This window comes from Nonomuraea sp. ZG12, assembly GCF_052068115.1.
Taxonomy (GTDB): Bacteria; Actinomycetota; Actinomycetes; order Streptosporangiales; family Streptosporangiaceae; genus Nonomuraea.
This window is the reverse complement of record NZ_JBQHCW010000017.1, coordinates 121,870-142,190: the sequence shown is the minus strand read 5'-3', so window position 1 is coordinate 142,190 and position 20,321 is coordinate 121,870. Positions and strand designations below refer to the sequence as shown.

At 70.2% G+C, this 20,321-nt stretch carries 23 protein-coding genes and 2 tRNA genes; 17 read left to right on the top strand and 8 right to left on the bottom strand.

Features of this window, described 5'->3' with window-relative positions:
• Position 1: 1 nt before the first annotated feature.
• The gene (locus tag ACTMTF_RS34495; protein ID WP_441114430.1) at positions 2–532 is read left to right on the top strand and encodes a phage tail protein; all 531 of its coding nucleotides are present in this window, start codon (positions 2–4) and stop codon (positions 530–532) included.
• A gap of 3 nt (positions 533–535) precedes the next feature.
• On the opposite strand, the gene ACTMTF_RS34490 is transcribed toward ACTMTF_RS34495, so the two are convergent.
• Positions 536–1,117, bottom strand: a complete 582-nt coding sequence (locus ACTMTF_RS34490; RefSeq protein WP_441114429.1) for an SLATT domain-containing protein — start codon at positions 1,115–1,117, stop codon at positions 536–538.
• 1 nt (position 1,118) lies between these two features.
• Entirely contained in the window at positions 1,119–3,416 is a 2,298-nt protein-coding gene (locus tag ACTMTF_RS34485; protein WP_441114428.1) for a metallophosphoesterase, read from the bottom strand.
• A gap of 223 nt (positions 3,417–3,639) precedes the next feature.
• On the opposite strand from ACTMTF_RS34485, the gene ACTMTF_RS34480 reads away from it, so the two are divergent.
• The 3 genes from ACTMTF_RS34480 (at position 3,640) to ACTMTF_RS34470 (ending at position 5,776) form a co-directional block, all read left to right on the top strand.
• A complete protein-coding gene (locus ACTMTF_RS34480) occupies positions 3,640–4,542 on the top strand; it encodes an ABC transporter ATP-binding protein (protein ID WP_441114427.1) in 903 nt (300 codons plus the stop codon).
• Positions 4,539–5,297, top strand: coding sequence for an ABC transporter permease (locus ACTMTF_RS34475; protein ID WP_441114426.1), 759 nt, complete (start codon positions 4,539–4,541; stop codon positions 5,295–5,297). Before ACTMTF_RS34480 ends, ACTMTF_RS34475 begins: the two co-directional genes overlap by 4 nt.
• 83 nt (positions 5,298–5,380) lie before the next feature.
• Positions 5,381–5,776, top strand: coding sequence for a pyridoxamine 5'-phosphate oxidase family protein (locus ACTMTF_RS34470; protein WP_441114425.1), 396 nt, complete (start codon positions 5,381–5,383; stop codon positions 5,774–5,776).
• A 42-nt stretch (positions 5,777–5,818) separates the two neighbouring features.
• Here the strand turns inward: ACTMTF_RS34470 and ACTMTF_RS34465 are convergent, their stop codons facing one another.
• Complete coding sequence (locus tag ACTMTF_RS34465; RefSeq protein WP_441114424.1) at positions 5,819–6,391, bottom strand: CHRD domain-containing protein; 573 nt, start codon at positions 6,389–6,391, stop codon at positions 5,819–5,821.
• A 123-nt stretch (positions 6,392–6,514) separates the two neighbouring features.
• Positions 6,515–6,895, bottom strand: coding sequence for an STAS domain-containing protein (locus ACTMTF_RS34460; RefSeq protein WP_441114423.1), 381 nt, complete (start codon positions 6,893–6,895; stop codon positions 6,515–6,517).
• A 125-nt stretch (positions 6,896–7,020) separates the two neighbouring features.
• Here ACTMTF_RS34460 and ACTMTF_RS34455 point away from each other — a divergent pair, with 125 nt between their 5' ends.
• Entirely contained in the window at positions 7,021–7,686 is a 666-nt protein-coding gene (locus tag ACTMTF_RS34455) for a flavin reductase family protein (RefSeq protein ID WP_441114422.1), read from the top strand.
• Positions 7,687–7,701: 15 nt separating this feature from the next.
• Here ACTMTF_RS34455 and ACTMTF_RS34450 read toward each other — a convergent pair whose 3' ends face one another.
• From ACTMTF_RS34450 to ACTMTF_RS34440, 3 genes are read right to left on the bottom strand one after another with little or no spacing between them, the layout of a single operon-like run.
• Positions 7,702–8,214, bottom strand: a complete 513-nt coding sequence (locus ACTMTF_RS34450) for an NUDIX hydrolase (protein ID WP_441114421.1) — start codon at positions 8,212–8,214, stop codon at positions 7,702–7,704.
• Positions 8,215–8,227: 13 nt separating this feature from the next.
• Positions 8,228–8,971, bottom strand: a complete 744-nt coding sequence (locus tag ACTMTF_RS34445) for an ABC transporter permease (RefSeq protein WP_441114420.1) — start codon at positions 8,969–8,971, stop codon at positions 8,228–8,230.
• Positions 8,952–9,893, bottom strand: a complete 942-nt coding sequence (locus ACTMTF_RS34440; RefSeq protein ID WP_441114419.1) for an ATP-binding cassette domain-containing protein — start codon at positions 9,891–9,893, stop codon at positions 8,952–8,954. Before ACTMTF_RS34440 ends, ACTMTF_RS34445 begins: the two co-directional genes overlap by 20 nt.
• A 366-nt stretch (positions 9,894–10,259) precedes the next feature.
• Here ACTMTF_RS34440 and ACTMTF_RS34435 point away from each other — a divergent pair, with 366 nt between their 5' ends.
• The 12 genes from ACTMTF_RS34435 (at position 10,260) to ACTMTF_RS34380 (ending at position 17,434) form a co-directional block, all read left to right on the top strand.
• Positions 10,260–10,733: a C40 family peptidase gene (locus ACTMTF_RS34435; protein WP_441114418.1), complete on the top strand. Its 474-nt coding sequence runs from the start codon at positions 10,260–10,262 to the stop codon at positions 10,731–10,733.
• A 74-nt stretch (positions 10,734–10,807) separates the two neighbouring features.
• Entirely contained in the window at positions 10,808–11,038 is a 231-nt protein-coding gene (locus ACTMTF_RS34430) for a transposase (protein ID WP_441114417.1), read from the top strand.
• Between the two features lie 38 nt (positions 11,039–11,076).
• Positions 11,077–11,152, top strand: a tRNA-Thr gene (locus tag ACTMTF_RS34425).
• 163 nt (positions 11,153–11,315) lie between these two features.
• Positions 11,316–11,389, top strand: a tRNA-Met gene (locus tag ACTMTF_RS34420).
• 71 nt (positions 11,390–11,460) lie between these two features.
• Positions 11,461–11,625, top strand: coding sequence for a 50S ribosomal protein L33 (gene rpmG, locus ACTMTF_RS34415; RefSeq protein WP_019632658.1), 165 nt, complete (start codon positions 11,461–11,463; stop codon positions 11,623–11,625).
• A gap of 190 nt (positions 11,626–11,815) precedes the next feature.
• On the top strand, positions 11,816–12,265 hold the full coding sequence (locus ACTMTF_RS34410) for a MaoC family dehydratase N-terminal domain-containing protein (RefSeq protein ID WP_441114416.1): 450 nt from the start codon (positions 11,816–11,818) through the stop codon (positions 12,263–12,265).
• Between the two features lies 1 nt (position 12,266).
• A complete protein-coding gene (locus ACTMTF_RS34405; protein ID WP_441114415.1) occupies positions 12,267–12,695 on the top strand; it encodes a MaoC family dehydratase in 429 nt (142 codons plus the stop codon).
• 36 nt (positions 12,696–12,731) lie between these two features.
• Complete coding sequence (locus ACTMTF_RS34400; RefSeq protein ID WP_441114414.1) at positions 12,732–13,793, top strand: glycosyltransferase family 2 protein; 1,062 nt, start codon at positions 12,732–12,734, stop codon at positions 13,791–13,793.
• 82 nt (positions 13,794–13,875) lie between these two features.
• Positions 13,876–14,904 (top strand): UDP-N-acetylmuramate dehydrogenase, encoded by a 1,029-nt coding sequence (locus tag ACTMTF_RS34395; protein WP_441114413.1) that lies wholly within the window; start codon positions 13,876–13,878, stop codon positions 14,902–14,904.
• 251 nt (positions 14,905–15,155) lie between these two features.
• Positions 15,156–15,722, top strand: a complete 567-nt coding sequence (locus ACTMTF_RS34390) for a TMEM165/GDT1 family protein (protein ID WP_397011305.1) — start codon at positions 15,156–15,158, stop codon at positions 15,720–15,722.
• Between the two features lie 108 nt (positions 15,723–15,830).
• Positions 15,831–16,754: a hypothetical protein gene (locus ACTMTF_RS34385; RefSeq protein WP_397011303.1), complete on the top strand. Its 924-nt coding sequence runs from the start codon at positions 15,831–15,833 to the stop codon at positions 16,752–16,754.
• Complete coding sequence (locus tag ACTMTF_RS34380) at positions 16,751–17,434, top strand: hypothetical protein (protein WP_441114412.1); 684 nt, start codon at positions 16,751–16,753, stop codon at positions 17,432–17,434. The genes ACTMTF_RS34385 and ACTMTF_RS34380 overlap by 4 nt, the downstream gene beginning before the upstream one ends.
• On the opposite strand, the gene ACTMTF_RS34375 is transcribed toward ACTMTF_RS34380, so the two are convergent.
• Positions 17,426–20,269, bottom strand: a complete 2,844-nt coding sequence (locus ACTMTF_RS34375) for an ATP-binding protein (protein ID WP_441114411.1) — start codon at positions 20,267–20,269, stop codon at positions 17,426–17,428. The two genes, ACTMTF_RS34380 and ACTMTF_RS34375, sit on opposite strands and share 9 nt — an antisense overlap.
• Positions 20,270–20,321: the final 52 nt, after the last annotated feature.

Here is a 20,321-nt window from a genome sequence, read left to right as displayed (position 1 = left end):
CATGCGCATGGGCGTCACAGGGCTGGCCACCGCCCATCCTCTCGGCGAGCAGTTGCCCGCCATCTACGCGGGCGACACGTGGGTCCAGCAGATGACCGAGGCGTTCGACCAGGTGCTCGCGCCCATCCTGACGACCCTGGACTGCCTGGACAGCTACCTGGATCCGGCCCTCACGCCGCCGGACTTCCTGCCGTGGCTGGCGAGCTGGGTCGGCATCGGATTCAGCGAGCACATGACCCTCCAGCAGCGCCGCGCTCTCGTGCTGGAGGCCGTGTCCCTGCATCGGGCGCGCGGCACCCTGGACGGCCTGGCCCGATTGGTGCGGACCCTCACCGGGGTGGAGCCGGTGCGGATCACCGATTCCGGCGGCGCCACCTGGTCCACCGAGCCGGGCGGCACCCTGCCGGGCACGGACGAGTCCAAGGTCACCATCCAGCTGCCGGAAAGCGTGAGCATCGACCGTAAATGGCTCGACGCGGTCCTTCGCCTCGGTGTCCCCGCGCACGTCACGGTCGATTTCGTCGCCGAGTGACCGTCATCTGCGCTGCCTGTCGTCCTTCTCGGTGGTCCGTTGCAGCTGCTCCGACTGCTCGGTCAGCTCGCGGGCCCATTCGTCGGTCTCCAGCTCGACCGTCTCGGCCGTGCCCTTGATGAGGTCCTGCACGATGGGCATGAGCACGTCGACCGGGGCGGCGGCGTGGGTGCACTGGATCATCGCGGCGGTCCACTGCGCCTGTGCCGTGACCAGGACGCGGTGCAGGCGGGCCTGGGCGCGCATATAGCGCATCCAGGAGGAGGTGTAGCCGAAGTAGCGGTCGAAGAGCACGCAGCCCGCGGAGAGCGCCAGCGCCACATAGCCCCACCCGGAGGCGATGAGCCCCGGACTGGCGGCGTGGAGCAGGGGCGTCACACCGCCGGCGACGGCCAGCACGATCGCCGAGGCGCGGAGGATCCGCGACCAGCGGGACTTGATCGTCTTCTTCCAGAGGTACCAGTTGATCGTGGTCAGCGCGTTGCGTTCGGCATGTCTGAACAGGGCGGTGGCCCGCTCCAGGGGCTCCCCGTCATGGGCCCCGTCGAGCAACGCCGGAACGAGGTTGCGACTGGTCTTGTCCATGTCACCCCTTCAACGTCCAGCGCTGTTTGGTGGCCCACTCCGCGCCGGGGGAGACGGTCAGTTCGCGCCATTCGACGGAGACGAAGTCGGCTCCGAGCGAACGGGTCGGCTGCAGCAGCTCCAGGATGGCGAAGTGGTTGGGCTGGTTGTGCTCCAGGCCGTGCGCGCTCACCCCGGTGCTGCCGCAGCCGGACACGATGAGCGGGCGCACCGTGGTGGACGAGCTGATCAGCGGATCCCGTACGAGGGTCTCGCGCAGCTGGGGCTTGTGCTTGTGGCCGTGCAGCAGGAGCGAGAACCCGAGCTTCTCCAGGCGCTGCTCCACCATGCCGGCGTCGCGCACCGTGGACAGGTCCAGCGTGACGTCCTGACCCTTCCGGGTCTCCAGCGGCTCGGGGAAGGGGTGGAGGTGGTGGTGCATGACCGCGATCCGGATCTCCGGCGCCTTCTTCCGGTCCAGCACCCGGTTCACGTTGTCGAGCTGGCGCTTGCCGATGAAGCCGTAGTGATTCTGGTTGTCCTCGAACACGCACGAGTTCAGGCCGACGAAGGCGGTGGTGTCGTCGGCCCGGTAGTAGATCAGCTCGTTGGGGGCCGGCCGCTTGCCCGGCATCTTCAGATCCCAGGTGACCAGCGGGAACAGCTCCCTGAACAGCGGCTCGCCGTAAAACTTCACCGCGAAGGCCAGGTAGTTGTCGAAGCGGTGGCTCCAGTTGGAGGCCGACTGGAACCAGTCGATGTCGTGGTTGCCCGGCACGACCACCACCTGACGAGGTTCGAGCCCGAGTGACCCGCACAGCTCGTTCAGGAAGTCCCTGACCAGGTCGAACTCCGACTCGCTCGCGGTGTAGGTGGAGTCGCCGGACAGCACGATCGTGGCGTTGGCCGGCTCGCACCCCGACCGCTGCATGGCCGCGACGAACTCCTCCTGCAGCTCCAGGCTCAGCCGGCTGGTGTTCTCGCTGTCGTGGAACCGGTGCGCGTCGACCTTCCGCCCCTCCTTGTCGAAGGAGCCGAAGTGCACGTCGGAGAGATGGAAGATGATGCGCTTCTTGAACTGCGCCGCCTGCCCGGCGTTCCTGGGGATCGCGCCCGCCGCGCCCTGCGACAGCCACCTGACGAAGCCGCGGGCGTTCGGCAACGGGAACCCGGCGTCGTCGAGCATCCGGATCTGCTCGGTCGCCGACTCCAGGTCCAGGCGGCCCGCTCCCAGGCGCACGCCGGCGCGGGCGTGGGCGTAGGCGTCGTCGAGCCGGCCGAGCACGAAACTGGCCTCGGCGGCGACCAGGTTGGCCCAGGAGTCGACCTCGTAACCCGGATCTGACTCGATCTTGGTCAGGAGCTCACGGTAGAGGGCCAGCCCGTGCTCGGGGTCGTGCGGCGCGGCGATGATCGACATGCCGGCCTGCGCGACCGCCAGGTAGAGGCTGGTGGGGGAGAGGCGGGCGCCCGCTTCGTACCGTTCCAGGGCCTCGGCGTAGCGCCGCTGCCGCTTCAGCGCGCCGCCCAGCATGCCCAGGGTCTCGGGGTCGGAGGGGTTGAGCTCGTTGGCCCTGGTCAGCGCCGCCTCGGCCTCCTCCAGCCGGCCGAGCTTGCGCAGGTAGAAGCCGCGCTGCCGGTGCACCTCGTAGTCCTGGGCGGCCATGGGGAACGCCGCGTCCAGCGCGTGGACGGCGGTGGCGTAGTCGCCGGCCTCGGCGAGCCGATAGCCCAGCGACAGCAGGCTGCTGATGGGCAGGTTGTCGAACTGCCGGGCCCAGTGCCAGACGGCGACCAGCTGCTCGACGTTGCGGGCTCGATCGATCTTGAGGTTGAGCTCCTGCTGGAAGGCCACATGGTCGGTGTTCGGATCGGAGTGCAGGCCGAGCTTGGTCAGGGCCGATCTGACCGGGTTCGCGTCGAGGTCGGGCTCGCTGTTGAGGGCCCGCGCGTAAAGGGTCTGGAAGCCGGTGTCGGCCGCGAAGTCGAGGTCGTAGAAGAGCACCCGCTGGCCCGCCAGGTCGAACGGCAGCTCCGTGCCTCGCGCCGCGACCAGGATCGTCTTGCCCGGCGAGATGGCATGCCTGATGCCCAGCTCGTAGTAGACGTTGCCGTTGGGCGCGCTCAGGTCGGCGACGACCAGGTCCGCCGAGTGCAGATGCCTGAACGCCTGGTTGACGATGGTGCCCTGCTCGGCGAGCTCGTCGGCGCGCAGCACGGCCCACCTGGCCGTCTGCGCGATCGGCCGCAGGACCTCGACATAGAAGCGATCGAAGTCATGGTCGGAACCGGAGGAAAGCGTCCGTATCCCGAAAGGCATGATCACGAAAAGTGTACGGGGTGGTGACGGGGGGTGCACATTTCGAGACTAACGCTTCACCGAAGAAAGGGAACGCGACATGTATCAGCGCTTCAGGGCGAAACGACGGTGAATTTCCAGTCGAGGCGGATGCCGTATCAACCGATCGGTGGATTTCGGGAGGAAAGCTCTGCAGCGATTCTCAAGTCATGACGGACATCGAGGTCGACGGCGGGGCTGGCAGATGATCGAAATCGCGGGACTGACCAAGCGTTACGGCGACCGGACGGCCGTGGACGGGCTGACGTTCAGCGTCGAGCCGGGCCGGGTCACCGGCTTCCTCGGGCCGAACGGGGCGGGCAAATCGACGACCATGCGGATGATCCTGGGGCTGGACCGGCCGGATGCGGGAAGCGTACGGGTCAACGGCCGCCCGTACGTGGCCGCGCCGCTGCCGATGCGCGAGGTGGGCGCGCTCCTGGACGCCCGCTCGGTGCACGGCTCGCGTACGGCGCGCAACCACCTGCTCTGGCTCGCCCACAGCAACGCGATCCCGGCCGAGCGGGTGGACGAAGTGCTGCGCCTGGTGGGGCTCGAATCGGTGGCGCGCCGGCGGTCCGGCACCTTCTCCCTCGGGATGAGCCAGCGGCTCGGCATCGCGGCGGCGCTGCTCGGCGACCCGAAGGTGCTGCTGTTCGACGAGCCCGTCAACGGCCTGGACCCCGAGGGCATCAAGTGGATCCGGGAGCTGATGCGCGGGCTGGCCGACGAGGGCCGCACCGTGCTCGTCTCCAGCCATCTGATGAGCGAGATGGCGCTGACCGCCGACCATCTCGTGGTCATCGGCAGGGGCAGGCTGATCGCGGACGTGGGGATGCGGGAGTTCGTCCGGCACAGCTCCGGCGTGCTGGTCCGCGCGGATGATCGGGAGACGCTCGCCCGCCGGCTGAGCGACGCGGGCGGCCAGGCGGAGCCCGGCGCCGACGGGGCGCTCGTCGTCACCGGGCTGGACGCCAGGCAGATCGGCCGGGTGGCGATGGAGGCCGGGGTGGTGCTGTCGGAGCTCACCCCCCAGCGCCTCTCCCTTGAGGAGGCGTACATGAATCTGACGCGCGACAGTCTCGAGTTCCAGGGAGCAGCGGCATGAACACGTTCCGGGCCGAATGGACCAAGTTCCGCACCGTGCCGTCGAACATCGCCACCCTGCTGATCGCCGTGGGGCTCATGGTGGGGCTCGGCGCCCTCACCGCCTACCGCGCGGGCGAGGGGTACCGGGCGGGCGGGGCGTTCGACGCCACCTATATCAGCATGTACGGCGGCTTCCTGTTCGCCGAGACCGTGGTGGGCACGCTGGGCGTGCTGGTGGTGACGTCGGAGTACGTCACCGGGATGATCCGGACGAGCCTGACCGTGGCGCCCCGGAGGGGGCGGCTGCTGGCCGCCAAGGTCGCCATGTTCGCCGGGCTCGCCCTGGTGGCGGGTGAGGTGGCGAGCTTCGGGTCGTTCCTGCTCGGGCAGGTGGCCATCGGCGCCGGCGGCGCGCCCACGGCGACGCTGGGCCAGCCCGGAGTGCTGCGGGCCGTCGTCGGCATGGGGGTGATCTGGGCGCTGGTGGGCCTGGTGGGCGTGGCGCTGGGCTGCCTGCTGCGCGGCACGATGATCGCGGCCACCGTGCTCGTGGCGGTCAACTTCATCATCCCCGTCATCGGGCCCCGGCTCATGCCGGAGCCGGCGAGAGAGGCGATGCTGACCTACTGGCCGATCTCGGCAGGTCTTCAGATCACCACCACCGTTCAGGCGGCCGGGCGGCTGACTCCGTGGGCGGGGCTCGGGGTGCTGGCCGCCTTCACCGCGCTGCTGCTGACCGTCGCGTTCGCGGTGTTCCGCACCCGGGACGCCTGACACCGGTGGATACGCTGGTGCCCGCACGTCGATGAGGAGGCCTGAGGAGGCCTGAGTAGGCCTGAGTAGGCCTGAGGAGGACTGTGGATCTGGCCGAGCAGGGAGACGGGTTCGCCGCGTTCTGGCAGGAGCGGCATCTGTGCACGCTCGCCACCACGCGCCCGGACGGGCCGCCGCACCTGGTGCCGGTGGGCGCGACCGTGGACCTGGCGACCGGCACCGCCCGCGTGATCACCTCGGGGTCCTCGCAGAAGGCCCGCCTCATCGGCGCGTCGGGCGCGGCCGGGGCGCTGGTGGCGCTGTGCCAGGTGGACGGCCGCCGCTGGTCGACGCTGGAGGGCCGGGCCGTGCTGCGGGCCGAGCCGGAGCGGGTGGCCGACGCCGAGCGCCGTTACGCCGCCCGCTACAAGCCACCCCGGCCGAACCCCGCCAGGGTGGTGCTGGAGATCACGGTCACCCGCGTGCTGGGCAACGTGTGACGGAGCCCCGGCAGGACGACCTGCCGGGGCTGTGGGGACGGGCTACCAGTGCTTGCTGTGGTGGAGCTGGCCGCGCACCGCGCCGTCGGGGAACTGAGCGGTGTGGAGGTTGGCGTACCACTTCTTCGGGTTGTTCTTGATGCCCTTCAGCAGGTTGTGGTCCTTGACGATGACGCTGCCGAAGCTCGTGTTGCCGCGGATCTTGCCGTTGGCCAGCAGGTCGATGACGACGGCGCCGTTCTGGCCGGCCGAGCCCCTGTGGATGTGGAAAGCGGTGGGCTTGCCGGTCTTCTTCCACTCGACGAGGTAGTAGAAACGGTTGCCGTGGATGCGGAACTTCGCGACGGCCAGGCCGTTCCGGTCGTTGACCTTCTTGCCGCGCTCCGGCACCTCGTTCCTGCCGAGGAGCACGCTCACGAAGTAGTACTTCTTGGCCGACGCCTCGGCGTCGGCGGTCACGGTGGTGGACTGGGTGGTGGACTGGGTGCTCGCCGAGGCGGGCACCGCGCCCATGGCGGTGACGGCCAGTGCCGCGGTGGCCGCGCCGATCGCCGCCCGGCCCATCGTCCGCCGCCACGAGGTCCGCGCGCCGCCACCCTGCTCAAGAGTGCTCATCAGAACCACTGCCCTTACGTTCGACGTTTTGTCCGACGTGGCAGACGCTACGGGCGCGGATCGTGATGTTCTGTGTACAAGTCCACGTAGGGGCTGTGTGCGCGGTCACACGTACGAGTGCGACTAGCTCTCCTGCCGAGCGGTGTGGCCCGCCTCGGAGATGCGGGCCTGCAGGGCCGTCGGGACGTCGGGGTCGATCGGGATGACGAAGGCCACGCCGGTGACCTCCAGGAGCCGCTTCAGGACGCCGTGGACGCCCGCCAGCCGCAGCCAGCCACCCGCCTTCGCGGTGCGGTCCACGTACTCCAGAAGGGTGCGCAGGCCCATCGAGTCGCAGAAGGTCAGCCCCGAGGCGTCGATGATCAGATGGGGGCAGCCGCCGGACAGGCAGGCGGAGAGAGTTTCGTCCACCTGAGCGCACCTGGTGGTGTCGAGCTCGCCGGTCAGGCTGATGATCGCCGTGTCACCGAACTGCTCACTGGTGATGGCCAACGGTGGTTGCATACGAGCGGACCTCCATTGTGCTCATCCGTGACGTTACACCGGTAAAGAACCTTAATGGGCCGGTTGAAAGGCGCAGCGTCCGAATGCCGCCAGCACGGGTGAGACACGGCCCGAAAGAGTGGAACGTGACCACTCTCACCGACGCGCACACCCGTATCGAACCGGCCATTCTCTATTTCGGCACCCCGGTCGTCCTGATCTCCACCATGAACGAGAACGGGACCCCCAACCTGGCCCCCATGTCGTCCGCCTTCTGGCTCGGCTGGCGCGCCATGCTGGGGCTGGGCGTCAGGTCCAAGACCGCGCAGAACCTGCTGAGCACCCGCGAGTGCGTGCTCAACCTGCCTTCCGACGCCCTCGCCTCCGCCGTCGACCGGCTGGCGCTGACCACCGGGTCCGACCCCGTGCCGCCGGGCAAGCACGAGCGCGGTTACCGGTTCGTGCCGGGCAAGTTCGGGCGGGCCGGGCTGACGCCGGTGCCGAGCGAGACGGTGCGGCCGCCCAGGGTGGCCGAGTGCCCGGTGAGCATGGAGGCCGTCGTGGAGGCGTCACATCCGGTGGGCGACGGCGGGGTGGTGGCCTTCGAGGTGCGCGTGCAGCGGGTCTGGGTGCACGACGAGATCCGCGCGGAGGGGAAGGACGACCACATCGACCCGGACGCGTGGCGGCCGTTGATCATGAGCTTCCAGAAGTTGTACGGCCTCGGCCCGCAGGTGCACGAGTCCACCCTGGCCCGGATCCCCGAAGACGCCTACCGGGGGCCGGACATCGACCGGGCCCGCACCGTCTGACCGAAGAATCTGAGCCTACGCCGGCAGCGCGCGGTGCAGCGACATCCAGGACTGGTGGCCGCAGAGCCGCTCGACCTCCTGGCGCGGCAGCCACCGAGCCGCCGTGCTCTCCGAGCCCGCCGGCGGACGGGTGGGCCGCCCCGGCCCGGCCAGCCGCGCCTGGAACATCAGCATGTACGTCAGCGCGGGGTAGCGGTAGCCGGCCGGTGGCGGGGCCAGCAGTTCGATCCGGTGCCAGGCGAACAGCGACAGCAGCTCGGGCTCCAGCAGCAGCCCGGTCTCCTCGGCCACCTCCCGGACCGCCGCACCCACCGGGGTCTCGCCCGGATCGAGGTGACCGCCGGGGATCTCCCAGCCACGCCCGGCCCGGTTCACCCGGGTCAGCAGCGTCCTGTCCGCCGCGTCCAGCACGAACGCGAACGCGGAGGTGACCGGGCCCTCGGGCGGGACGCCGCCGGCGAGCACGACGTCCATCCGATGCGGGACGGAGATCCACGGCACCGTCCTGGTCTCCACCAAGCGATTCACGCCGGGAAGTCTGTCAGACGCCCCGGCGCATCGCCCGGTTGCCCAGCCACAGGCCGAGCGCGGCCACCGCGAACGACATCGCCGCGCCGTACAGGACCGAGACGTCGGCGAGGTCGCCGGCGAACAGGGCGCGCTGGGCCTCGACGACGTAGGTGACCGGGTTGACGTCGCCGGCCACGCGCAGCCAGGCGGGGCCGGAGTCCATCGGCAGCAGCACCCCCGACAGCAAAAGCAGCGGGAACAGCAGCCCCTGCGTCACGACGTAGAACAGCTCCCCGCTGGGCGCCGACCTCATGGCCAGCACGAAGGAGAGCGATCCCAGGCCGACCCCGAACACGATCAGCATGGCCACCCCCGCCACCGCTCCGGCCAGGTGAAGCTCGAAGCCCAGCGGCAACGCCAGGACGATGATCAGGAGCGCCTGGGCGAACAGGATCGCCATCTCCTTGAGCGCCCGGCCGATGAGCAGGGCGGTGCGGTTGACCGGGGTGACCATCAGGCGCTCCATCGAGCCGCCGATCAGCTCCACCAGGAGGTTGTAGCCGGAGGACATCGGGCCGGTCAGGCACATCATGACCAGGATGCCGGGCACGAACCACTGCCAGGAGGAGCCCACCGCCCCGTCCAGCAGCGACCCGAACAGGAACAGGAACAGCAGCGGCTGCCCCATCTCGAAGACCAGGCCGAGCGGCTCGCGCACGACGGTGACGAACTCGCGGCGGAAGATGGTCGTGGTGTCATGCAGGAAGGTCGTCATCGCTGAGGCTTCTCCCGGTCAGAGCGAGGAACACGTCGTCAAGGGTGGGGCGGGTGGTCTCGGCCGTGGCGACCTTGACGCCGGCCGCCTCCAGCGTCCGCAGGAGCTCGGGCAGCGCCGAGGTCGCGCCGGCCACGCGGTAGGTCACGGTCAGCCCGTCCGCCGTGGCGCCGGCGATCCTGGCCGCCTCGGCGGCGTCCCGCTCGGTGTGCGTGGTGATCGTGATGTGGTCGCCGGCCAGGTCGTTCTTGAGCTGCCCGGCCGTGCCGTCGGCGATGATCACGCCGTTGTCGATGATGACCACCCGCTCGGCCATGCTGTCGGCCTCTTCGAGGTAGTGGGTGGTCAGGAAGAGCGTGGTGCCGTACGTCTCCCGCAGGCGGAGGATGTGCGACCAGATGTCGGCGCGGCTCCTGGGGTCGAGCCCGGTCGACGGCTCGTCGAGGAAGAGCAGGCCGGGGCGGTGGATGAGGCCGAGCGCGATGTCCAGGCGGCGGCGCTGGCCACCGGAGAGCGTGCCGGGCTTGCGGTCGGCCAGCGGCTCCAGGTCGAGCAGGCCGAGCAGCTCGGCGGCGCGGTCGCGGGCCTCCGAGGTGCTCAGGCCGTAGCAGCGGCCCTGGGTGACGAGCTCGTCGCGGACGCGGTGGTTCTCGCCCGCGCTGTTCTTCTGGCCGACGTAGCCGATCCGGGCGCGCACGCCCGCCGGGTCGCGGGCCACGTCCCGGCCCGCCACGGTGGCGGTGCCGGAGGTCGGCGGCAGCAGGGTGGTGAGCATGCGCAGAGTGGTGGATTTACCGGCGCCGTTCGGGCCGAGGAAGGCGACCAGCTGGCCGGCCTCCACATCGAGGTCGATGCCGCGCACCGCCTCGACGCGTTCCTTTTTCATGGTGAAGACTCGGGTCAGTCCCCGGGCGTGGATCATGGTCGTTCTCCTCCGGGCATGGCGAAGAAACCCCAGGTCGGGGGCTCGATTGAGGATCGGGACCATCTTGGGCAGGGAAATACCGGTTTGGCAAACGCGAATGTCACGTTCATATAAGGCCCTGACCTGCGGAAACGCCACGTGGCAGACGTGCCGGCGGGGCGGCGTTTCATGGCCCCTGAAGTGCGGATTCAGGCGACGTGCCGAAAAATCTGGATTTATCTGGTTCTGAGGCCGCACGCGGCGAAATCTGAGCTCAGCGCACGCTAGATCGGTGATGCAGGATAAAACCGACATACCCGTAGGTGTGAGGGGGGACGGGTGTCGGGAAGGCGCTGGGCGGCCGTGGCCGTGATCCTCGTCTTAGTGAGCGCCACGGCTTCCGTGCCGCTCGTGCGATACGTGCTGCCGGAGATCGTGGCGATCGCGTACGACATCCAGGAGCGCGAGATCGTCTACTCCTGGGGCGGCGGCCACGCCGAGCGGCCCGGGCCGTCCAAGGGCACCTGCCTGGGCTACTCGGGAAAGATCAAGCCCTGCCCGGCGGCGAGGACGCGAGGGCTGGACTGCTCGGGGTTCACGCGGTGGGTGTACGCGCTGGCGCACGGCACGGACGTGCTCGGGCCGGGTAACACGGACGACCACCTGCGCAGGATGCGCCGGGTAGACTCGCCCAGGCCCGGTGACCTGGTCTTTTTCGGCAAAAGCCGGAAGAAGACCCGCCATGTGGGCATCTATCTGGGACGGGGCAGGATGATGAACGCGCCGGAGACCGGTGCCGTGGTGCGGGTCGACGACATCGACCAGGTGAAGGGCTTCCTCGGGTTCTACCGTTTTTGAAACCGAGTCGCTTTGACCTGTAACGCATGTGACCCGATGAAAAATGAGAGACCCGAAAGCTACTGTGTGCCGGTATGGACAGCCGATGGGTAGGTAGCGACGGGTGCGAGATCGTGCTCGCCATGCGGGCCGGGCGGCAGGTGCTGCGGGTGCGCCGGCACGGGCGGCTCGTCGCCGACTGTTCCACGGTCGAGGAGGTGGCCAGGCACGTCGATCTGGCCGACCTCTGCGAGGTGATCGCGTTCCCGTCGAGGCCCGCCGCGACGGAGCCGGCGCGGGTGCGGACGAGTTCGCATCATCGCTGAGTGCCGTGTATGGTTACACCTGTCCGCAGCGCGGGCAAGCCCCTATAGCTCAGTCGGCAGAGCGTCTCCATGGTAAGGAGAAGGTCAACGGTTCGATTCCGTTTGGGGGCTCCAGCAGTGTCGAGCCTCACCGGCAGGTGGGGCTTTTGCTTTTTCGATTTCGGTTGGCGGGGGTTCCTGGGGCATACTGGGAACGAACACCCTGCCCGGTCAGGCGAGTTACGTAGGTGCTCCTCGGGTCGGGTATCCTCTACGGGGCCGGTCGTTTTCGGCCCAAGGCGGAGTAGCTCAGTCAGGCAGAGCAAACGGCTCATAATCGTTGTGTCGCCGGTTCAAGTCCGGCCTCCGCTACTGCCCAATCCCAGGTCCTGTGACCTGGGTATGGGCATGTCCCAGTCCCAAACGTAGAAAGGCACTCCCAAGTGGCTGCCACCGACGTTAGGCCGAAGATCACGCTGGCCTGCCAGGAGTGCAAGCACCGCAACTACATCACGCGGAAGAACCGGCGCAACGACCCGGATCGGCTTGAGCTGAAGAAGTACTGCCCCAACTGCCGCTGTCACCGCGCGCACCGCGAGACCCGCTAGTTCTCGCCGGGCAGCACCCCTGCCATCGTTGAACAGACCGGCGTCCTGTTGACAGGGCGCCGGTTTGTCGTGTCCGCACACGCCCGATCCTGGCGGCGGCAAAAAGACGGCCATCTCCGGCGACAGCCGAATGTTGTTCTGTTACCGTCTGGCTCACATCGCGTTCGGTGAGACATGCGAGGGAGCACTGATGGCCTTGAACCGTGACTTCGTGGGACGCAGTTACCCATCCGGCAGCCCGTACGAAGTCAGCAGGGTGAAGATCAAGGAGTTCGCCGCCGCGATCGGCGACGGCAACCCGATCTACCGCGACCGGGAGGCGGCGCGGGCCGCCGGGCACCCGGACGTGGTCGCACCGCCGACCTTCCCCATCGTGTTCAGCCTGCAGAGCGGCGGCGGGGCGCTGGCCGACCCCGACCTCGGCCTGAACATCGCCATGGTGGTCCACGGCGAGCAGCGCTTCGAGTACACCCGCCCGGTCTACGCCGGTGACGAGCTCGTCACCACCGCCACCATCACCGAGATCCGCACCGCCGGCCGCAACGAGCTGCTGACGATCAGGAGCGAGGTCACCACGGTCTCCGGTGAGCCGGTCTGCACCACGTACAACACGATCATCGAGCGCGGAGGGGCGGCCTGAGATGACGGCGACGGTGAAGTACGACGAGGTCGAGGTCGGCCAGGAGATCCCCGCCGTCGACTACGGCGTGCGCAGGCTCAACCTGGTGATGTACGCGGGCGCGTCCGGCGACTTCAACCAGATCCACTGGAACGAGCGGTTCGCCAAGATGGTCGGCCTGCCCGACGTCATCGCGCACGGCATGTTCACGATGGCCCAGGCCGGCAGGTTCGTCACGGACTGGGCCGGGGATCCGGGCGCGGTGGTCGACTACGGGGTGCGGTTCTCCTCGATGGTGGTCGTGCCCGACGACGACCAGGGGGCCACGATCACGGTCAGCGGCGTCGTGGAGGAGAAACTCACGGACAAGCGGGTGGCCGTGGCGCTGACGGCCCGGTCGGGCGACGCCAAGGTGCTGTCCAGGGCGCGCGCGGTGGTGCAGCTCTCCTGATGATAGGGCGGGCGGCTCTCGGGTACCCGTGAGGTCATGAGCGAATCCCCGCATGCCACCGTCTGGCCGACCGTGGAGTCCATCCCTGTTTCCGCCGTGACCGACGACAGGCCGCCCGGCCACCTCCGACCGCCCAGGCCCCAGGAGGTGGCCGGCACCGTGGGCACGGGCCGCGACGCAGCGGGCGGCACAGCGAGCGGCACAGCGGCCGGCGGCGCGGCGGGACCGGGGACCGGGGGCGGCGCGGCCGGGCCGGCGACCGGGGTCGGCACGGCGGGGGCCAGGGGCAGGGGTGCACGCGGGAACCCGGCGGCCGAGCTCGGCTTCTCCGGCGATCCAGGCCAGCACGGGGTCCCCGATGACGACATGCTGCACGCCCAGCGGACCTGGGACGGGACGCTTGCCACCAACCGGATGGACGACCTGGGCGTCAACGCCGAGCGGCAGCGCGTGGAGACCAAGGACGTGACGGCCTCGGTGGGCCTGGTGGCCGACGGCCGGCCGCAGGACGTGCGGGCGTGCGTCGAGTCGCTCGTCGAGCACACCGGCGCCACCATACTGGCCCTCGACCTGGGCGACGTGGACGGCGCGGGGGACGTGCTGGCGGAGCTGGCCGAGCGCCACCCGGAGCGGATCCGTCTCTGGCGCGTCGCCGACGCCCCGCAGGGGCGGGGCGGCGGCGCGACCTTGGGCGCGGCCCGGATGAAGCTGCTCCACCTCGACAGCTCCGAGGTGCACGTCCTGATGGACACCTCGCTCGTGCTCGAAGGTGACGCGCTCACCCCGCTGGTCGCGGCGGTCAAGGAGGGGGCGGTGGCCGCCGGCCGGCAGGGGCTGGAGCCGGCGGAGTCCGGCGACCGGTGGCGTCAGGCGGGGCCGGGGCGGGTGCGGGCGCTGAGCGCCGACCTGATGGCGGTCCGCAGGTCGGCCGCGCTGGCCGCCTTCCCGGAGCGGGCCGACAGTGCTGGCGATGCCGACGTGGAGTTCTCCCTGGCCCTGCGCGGCGAGCTGGTGGTGCCCCCCGAGCGTCTGCCGGTACGCAGGCTGCGCGAGCGCGACGTCGCCCCCGAACAAGCCCCCGAACAGGCCCCCGGATAGGCCCCGAATACCGCGACGAGGAGGTCAGGGGGAACTACGACGGGTGCCCCCGAGGCTGTGACACCTCATAAGCTAGGTGCTCATGGAGATGCTCGCGCCTTACACCACGCTGCGCCTGGGCGGTCCGGCCGGCGATTTCGCCCAAGCCGACACCGCGGAGCAGCTGGTCTCCCTGGTGGCGGCGGCGGACCGGGAGGGGCGGCCCACGCTGATCCTCGGCGGCGGCAGCAACCTGGTGGTGGCGGACGAGGGCTTCGACGGGCTGGTCATCCGGGTGGCCAACCTGGGCGTCTCGGTCTCCCGTGACGCCGAGCAGGTGCTGGTCACGGTCGAGGCGGGCGAGGACTGGGACCCGCTGGTGGCCCGCGCGGTCGCCGAGGGCTGGTCGGGCATCGAGTGCATGTCGGGCATCCCCGGCCTGGTGGGCTCCACGCCGATCCAGAACGTCGGCGCCTACGGCCAGGAGGTGTCGCAGACCATCTGGTGCGTGCGGGCCTACGACCGCAAGACGCGCCAGGTGGTGGATCTGGAGGCGCGGCAGTGCGGGTTCTCCTATCGCGACAGCGCCTTCAAGCGGGATCTGTCCCGGCATGTGGTGCTCGCCGTGACGTACGCGCTGGATGTTTCGGAAACATCCGGTCCGGTGGCGTACAAAGAGCTGGCCGGACGGCTCGGCGTCGAGGTCGGCGAGCGCGTGCCGCTGGCGCGAGCCCGTGAGGCGGTGCTGGAGCTGAGGCGCGGCAAGGGCATGGTGCTCGACCCGGCCGACCCCGACACCCGTAGCGCCGGGTCCTTCTTCACCAACCCCATCCTGTCCGCGCCGGAGGCCGCGGCGCTGGCCACGCGCGCGCCGGGACACCCGAGCTGGAGCGTCGGCGACGGGTCGATCAAGGTGCCGGCCGCCTGGCTGATCGAGCAGGCCGGCTTCCCCAAGGGCTACGCGCACGGCCCGGTCCGCATCTCCACCAAGCACACCCTCGCCCTGACCAACCCCGGCGAAGGCACCACCGCTGACCTGCTGGCCCTGGCCAGGCACGTGCGCGACGGGGTGCGCGAGAAGTTCGGGGTGACGCTGGTCAACGAGCCGGTCATGGTGGGCTGCGCGCTGTGAGGGGCGCCTTGCCGAGGGGTGGGGAATAGTCGCGCCGGGGCGGCTGTTAGTGTGTCGGAAACACCGAAGGGGAGTAGTCCCAATCGCGTGATCGACATGCTGGCGCGCTCGCGCGCCCGGTCGCGCGGGCCTTCACGGGCGGACGAGACCTTCGGCCTGGCAGCCGTGTACGAAGACGCTGCCGGGCCGAAGCCGTGCCCGAAATTCTCCCCCGGTGCGCGCTCCCGGTCCGGTCGCGCGGAAGAGGACCGTTGGACGCATTCTGGATCAGCCTGGCCGTGATCTTCGTGGCCGAGCTCGGTGACAAGAGCCAGCTCATGGCGATGACGTTCGCCACCCGTTTCAAAGCCTGGCCGGTGATCGCCGGCATCACGATCGCCACCACCGCCGTCCACCTCGTCAGTGTGGCCGTGGGCGGGTTGATCGGCGACGCGCTCCCCACCACCGCCATCTCCGTCGTGGCGGGCCTCGCCTTCCTCGGCTTCGCGGCGTGGACGCTGCGCGGCGACGAGCTGACCGAGGAGGAGTCCCGCAAGGCGCAGCGCACCACCAGGAACGCCATCATCGCCGTGACGGTCGCGTTCTTCCTGAGCGAGCTGGGCGACAAGACCATGCTGGCCACGATCACGCTGGCGACCCAGCACGGCTGGCTCGGCACCTGGATCGGCTCCACCGTCGGCATGGTGGCGGCCGACGCGCTGGCCATCGTGGCGGGCCGGCTGCTGGGCAAGCATCTGCCGGAGAAGGCGATCCGGTACGGCGCGGCCGCCGCCTTCGCGATCTTCGGCGTCGTCCTGCTGGTCGACGCGATGCTCTGACGCAATCCAGGAGATTAGTACCCACTCGTTACAATTTGTTACTCATTGTAAGCAACAGGTGTGATTGGGTATTCACTGACCTCTGGTTCGTCGGGGATGGAGTACGGATTGTCAAGGATCGGCTGGCGCCACTCAGCGTTCGCGCCCGCGGTGGCCGGAGTGGTCTCGGCGCTGCTGCTGATGACCGGAGTGGTGGAGACAGTGCTGCGGGCCGTGGGCGCGACCACACCCCCGGCCGCGGCGGAGTTCGTGGTCACGGTCATCGTCGCGGTGTTCCTGACCGCCGTGCTCAGGATCGTCAGGGCCGTGCCGGACATCCGGCGCGAGAACGAGGCGACGGCGCGGGCCGTGGCCAACGTCCAGGCGGTGAAACCGGGCGGCGACACGCTGGTGGGCCGGCGGCTCAAGCTGTTCAAGGAGTCCGCGGAGGCGGGCAGCGACTGCGAGGCGGTGCTGAGCGCCCGCTCCGCGCTGGACGACAGCGAGATGGCCAACAAGCACCACCTGGACCACGCGCTCATCTGGGCGCTGCCGGTGTTCGGGTTCATCGGCACCGCGCTGACGATGGCCGCGATGGTCACCTCGTTCGGCACCGCCCTGGACAGCCAGGGCGACCCCAGCGTGCTGATGACCGCGCTCAGGGAGCACGTGCTGCCCGAGCTGGCCTCCGCGTTCGGCGTCACGCTCATCGCGCTGTTCCTGAGCGTGCTCGCGTTCTTCGCGATGTCCCTGGTCGAGCGGGCCGAGCGGGCCGGCGTGGTGGCCGCCGACGAGGTGTTCCTCGGCTACATCGCGCGGTTGCCCGGCAAGCAGGCGGCCCCCGCCGCGCAGGCGACCCCCGCCCTGCAGGGGCTCAGCCAGGAGCTGGCCCGCTCGCGAGCCGAGACCGAGTCCCTGGCCAAGGGCCTGGCCCGCTCACGCGGCGAGACCGAGGCGCTGGTCAAGGGGCTGGACGCGCTGCGGATCGCGGTGGAGCGGCTGAGCGCGGCCGAGACCCGACCGCAGCGGTACACACTGGTGAGGGAGCCGTGAGGAAGCGGCCCGCCAGATCGTTCGCCCCGCCGCTCGACCTGCGTTTCATCGACCTGTTCATGGCCATCGTGCTGGCCCTGTCGTTCGTCGCCATCATGCTCACCGTCGTGGCGCGGATGCTGCCGACCGACGTTCCCGCGCAGTCGGCCCGCGAGCAGAAGACCGTGGCCCAGCTGCAGAAGCAGCTCGACGCCGCCGTGGCGGCCCAGCGGCAGGCCGAGACCGAGCTGCGCACCACCCAGGAGGGGATCGCCGACCAGACGGCCTTCGCCCTGCCCTGGTGGCTGATCGGGTTCTGCGCGCTGCTCGGCGTGCTCGCCGTGTTCGTGGACTGGCGGATCCGGCTGTGGCGCAGAGCGGAGCTGCCGCGCCTGCGCAGCTGGCTGATGGTCGCCCTGGTGGTGGCCGCCGTCACCTGGGTGATCAGGTCGCTGAGCGACCGTGACGGCTATCTGCTGCTCGCCGAGATCCCCTGGTGGGCCGCCGACGCCCTCTGTCTCGGACTGATCCTGGTCGCGTACGTGCTGATCGCCGACATCCGGTCCGGGCAGGCCACGCTCGGCGAGATCAGAGCGCGGCCGGCGCGCGAGCCGATCCCCGGCGAGCGGCCTCTCGGCGGGCGGCCCGTCGACGGGCGGCCTCTCGACGAGCGGCCGAGGCACCGCAGCCCGTCAGTGTGACAGCAGCGACCGCCGGTGCGCGGCGGCGGCGGCCTCGCCCCGCGTCGCCACGCCCAGCTTGGCCAGGATGTTGGAGACGTGCACGCTCACGGTCTTGGCGGAGATGAACAGCTCTGTCGCGATGTCCCTGTTGGTATGCCCCAGCGCCACCAGGCGCAGCACTTCGAGCTCGCGCGGGGTGAGCAGGTCGGACGGCTCCTGCCGGGCCGCGCCCACGCGGCGGGACAGCCGCTCGATGTCGCCGATGAGCGGGGTCGCGCCCAGGGCCTTCGCCAGCGGCAGCGCCACCTTGAGCCGGGCCGCCGCGCCGTCGCGGTCGCCCGCCAGCGCCGCGGCGGATGCCGCCCGGGTGAGCGCCCTGGCCTGGTTGTGCGGGCGGCCGAGCCGCTCCCAGGCGGCGGCCGAGGCGTCGAAGTCCCCCGAGTACGACAGCCGGTAGGCCTCGGCGACCGGGCCGACGGTCGACAGGTGCTTCGCCACCTCGGCGGAGTGCTCGCGCACCGCGCGGACCCGCTCGGGTTCGAGCTCCTCGGCGGCGTCGCAGACCGTGCGGAGCAGGGCCAGCAGCCGCCAGCCGAGCATCGCCTTGCTGGACTGGGAGGGGCGGGCGAGCACCCGCTCGGCCACCGCCAGCGCCAGGCCGTACTCGCCGCTCAGCAGGTGCCAGCCGATGTGCAGCCGGGCGCTGTTGGTGATGTCCTGGACGAAGTCCTCGGGCCGCTCCTTGAGCACGCCGATCTCCGACAGGATGCCCTCCACCAGCTCCAGCTCGCCACGCGCGAGCGCGATGTCGGCCCGCACCCGCATCAGGTGATGGCGGGTGCGCAGCGCCGGCCCGAAGGAGAGGGCGCGCTCGACGGTATCGACGGCCTCGTCCCAGCGGCCGATCGTCTCCAGCGCCTCGGCCCAGTTGTTGAGGATGAACAGGCCGCTGGCCCGGAGCCTGCCGAACCTCTTGGCCGCCAGCCAGCCCTCCTCGCACAGCTTCAGCGCCTCATCCGAGCGGCCGGTGTCGAGCAGGGCGTCGATCATGTTGCCGATCGCCCGCGTGATCACCCGGCCGGAGTTGGCCTGCTTGCCGATCTCCAGGGCCCGGGTGTTGGTGTCGATCGTCGCCTCGATGTCGCCGGTGAGCGAGTGGCCGAGCCCCAGGTTCAGCAGGAACTCGGCCTCAAGGCAGCGATCGCCCAGCTCCCTGGCCAGGCGCATGCCCTCCTCGACGCACGCGCCGCCCTCCGCGCCCTCGCCGCGGAGCATCAGGTGCTGGCTCAGCGGCATGAGCACATCGGCTCTGGCCGGGCCCGGCTCGGGGACGAGCCGCAGGGCGTGGCGGAGGCTCTCGACGACGCCGACCCGCCCCTTGGAGATCTTCAGGTACGTCTGGCGGACGATGAGCCTGGCCACCCGGCCTGGCTCCTGGCTCTCGTCCAGCTCCGCCAGCGCGGCGTTGACGAACTTCACCGCCCTGTCGACCTCACCGCCGGCCTGCGCGGCGGCCGAGGCCTTCTCCAGCACCGCGATGTGGTCCACGCCGATCCGCTCCGCCGCGTCCGGCACCCGGTCCCACAGCATGAGCACCCGTTCGAGCAGCGGCACCGCCTCGGTGTAGGCGAAGGCCTTGAAGGACTTCCGTGCGGCCTGCCAGGCGGCGATCAGGGCCTCGTGGTCGTTGCGGGCGCCGTACCAGTGGTGGGCGAGCTCGACGGCGGCGCGCCCCGGCGGGACGAGCGTGCGGTCCTTGGAGATCTCCTCGGCGTAGCGGGAGTGCAGCCGCTGGTGCTCGCCGGGCAAAAGCTCCTCGTGCACGGCCTCGCGGATCAGCGAGTGGCGGAAGACGTAGGCGCGGCCGTCGGCGATCTGCAGCACGTTGCCCGCGATGGCGGGCCGGAGCGCGGTCTCCAGCTCCAGGTCGGACAGGCCGCTCGCGGCGGCGAGCAGGGCGTGGCCGACCCGGGTGCCGCCCGCGGCGGCGATGCGCAGCACCCGCTGGGTCTCCTCCGGCAGCCGCTCGACGGCGGCGAGGATCAGGTCCTGCATGGAGTCGGGGAAGGTGCAGTCGTCGTTGCCGTCGAGCATCGCCTCCACGAACAGGGGGATGCCCTCGCTGCGTTCGAAGACCTTCTGCACCTTGGCGTACTGCGGGGTGCTGCCGAGGATGCCGGTCATCTGCTGGGCCACCTCGTCACGCGACAGCCGGGGCAGGTCGAGCCGGAGCACGCCGTTGACCCTGCCCAGCTCCGCCAGCACCGGGCGCAGCGGATGCTGCCTGTGCAGGTCGTCGGAGCGGTAGGTCATGACCATGAGCACCTGCGGGATGCGCAGGTTGCGGCTGAGGAAGGCGATCAGGTCCCGGCTGGACCTGTCGGCCCAGTGGACGTCCTCGATGATCAGAATCGTGGGAGTGCTGTCGGCCAGCCGTTCGAGGAGGGTGAGAAACTGCTCGAAGAGCCGGGCGCGGCTGGTGTCGGTCTCGCCGTCGCCGCTGGCCTCACCGAACTCGGGCAGCAACCGCGCCAGGTCGCGTGCGGCGCCTTCGGGGAGCAGCCCGGCGATCCGGTCGGCGCCCTGCTCCCTGACGAGCTGCCTGAGAGCCGCAGTGAACGGCGCGTAGGCCAGGCCCTCGGAAGAGAGCTCGACGCAGCCGCCGTACAGCACCCGGGCGCCGCCGACCTGCTCGGCGAAGCGGTGGACGAGCCGGGTCTTGCCGACGCCCGCCTCGCCGCCGAGCAGCACCGCCGTGGCGTTGCCACGGCAGGCCTCCTCGAACGCCTCGCAGAGCGCGGCGAGCTCGCCGCTACGCCCGACGAAGACGGGGCTCACCGAACGTCCCAGCATGTCGTCCAGCATGTCACGCCTTGTCCGTATCTTTCGACGGGATTACGGGGGC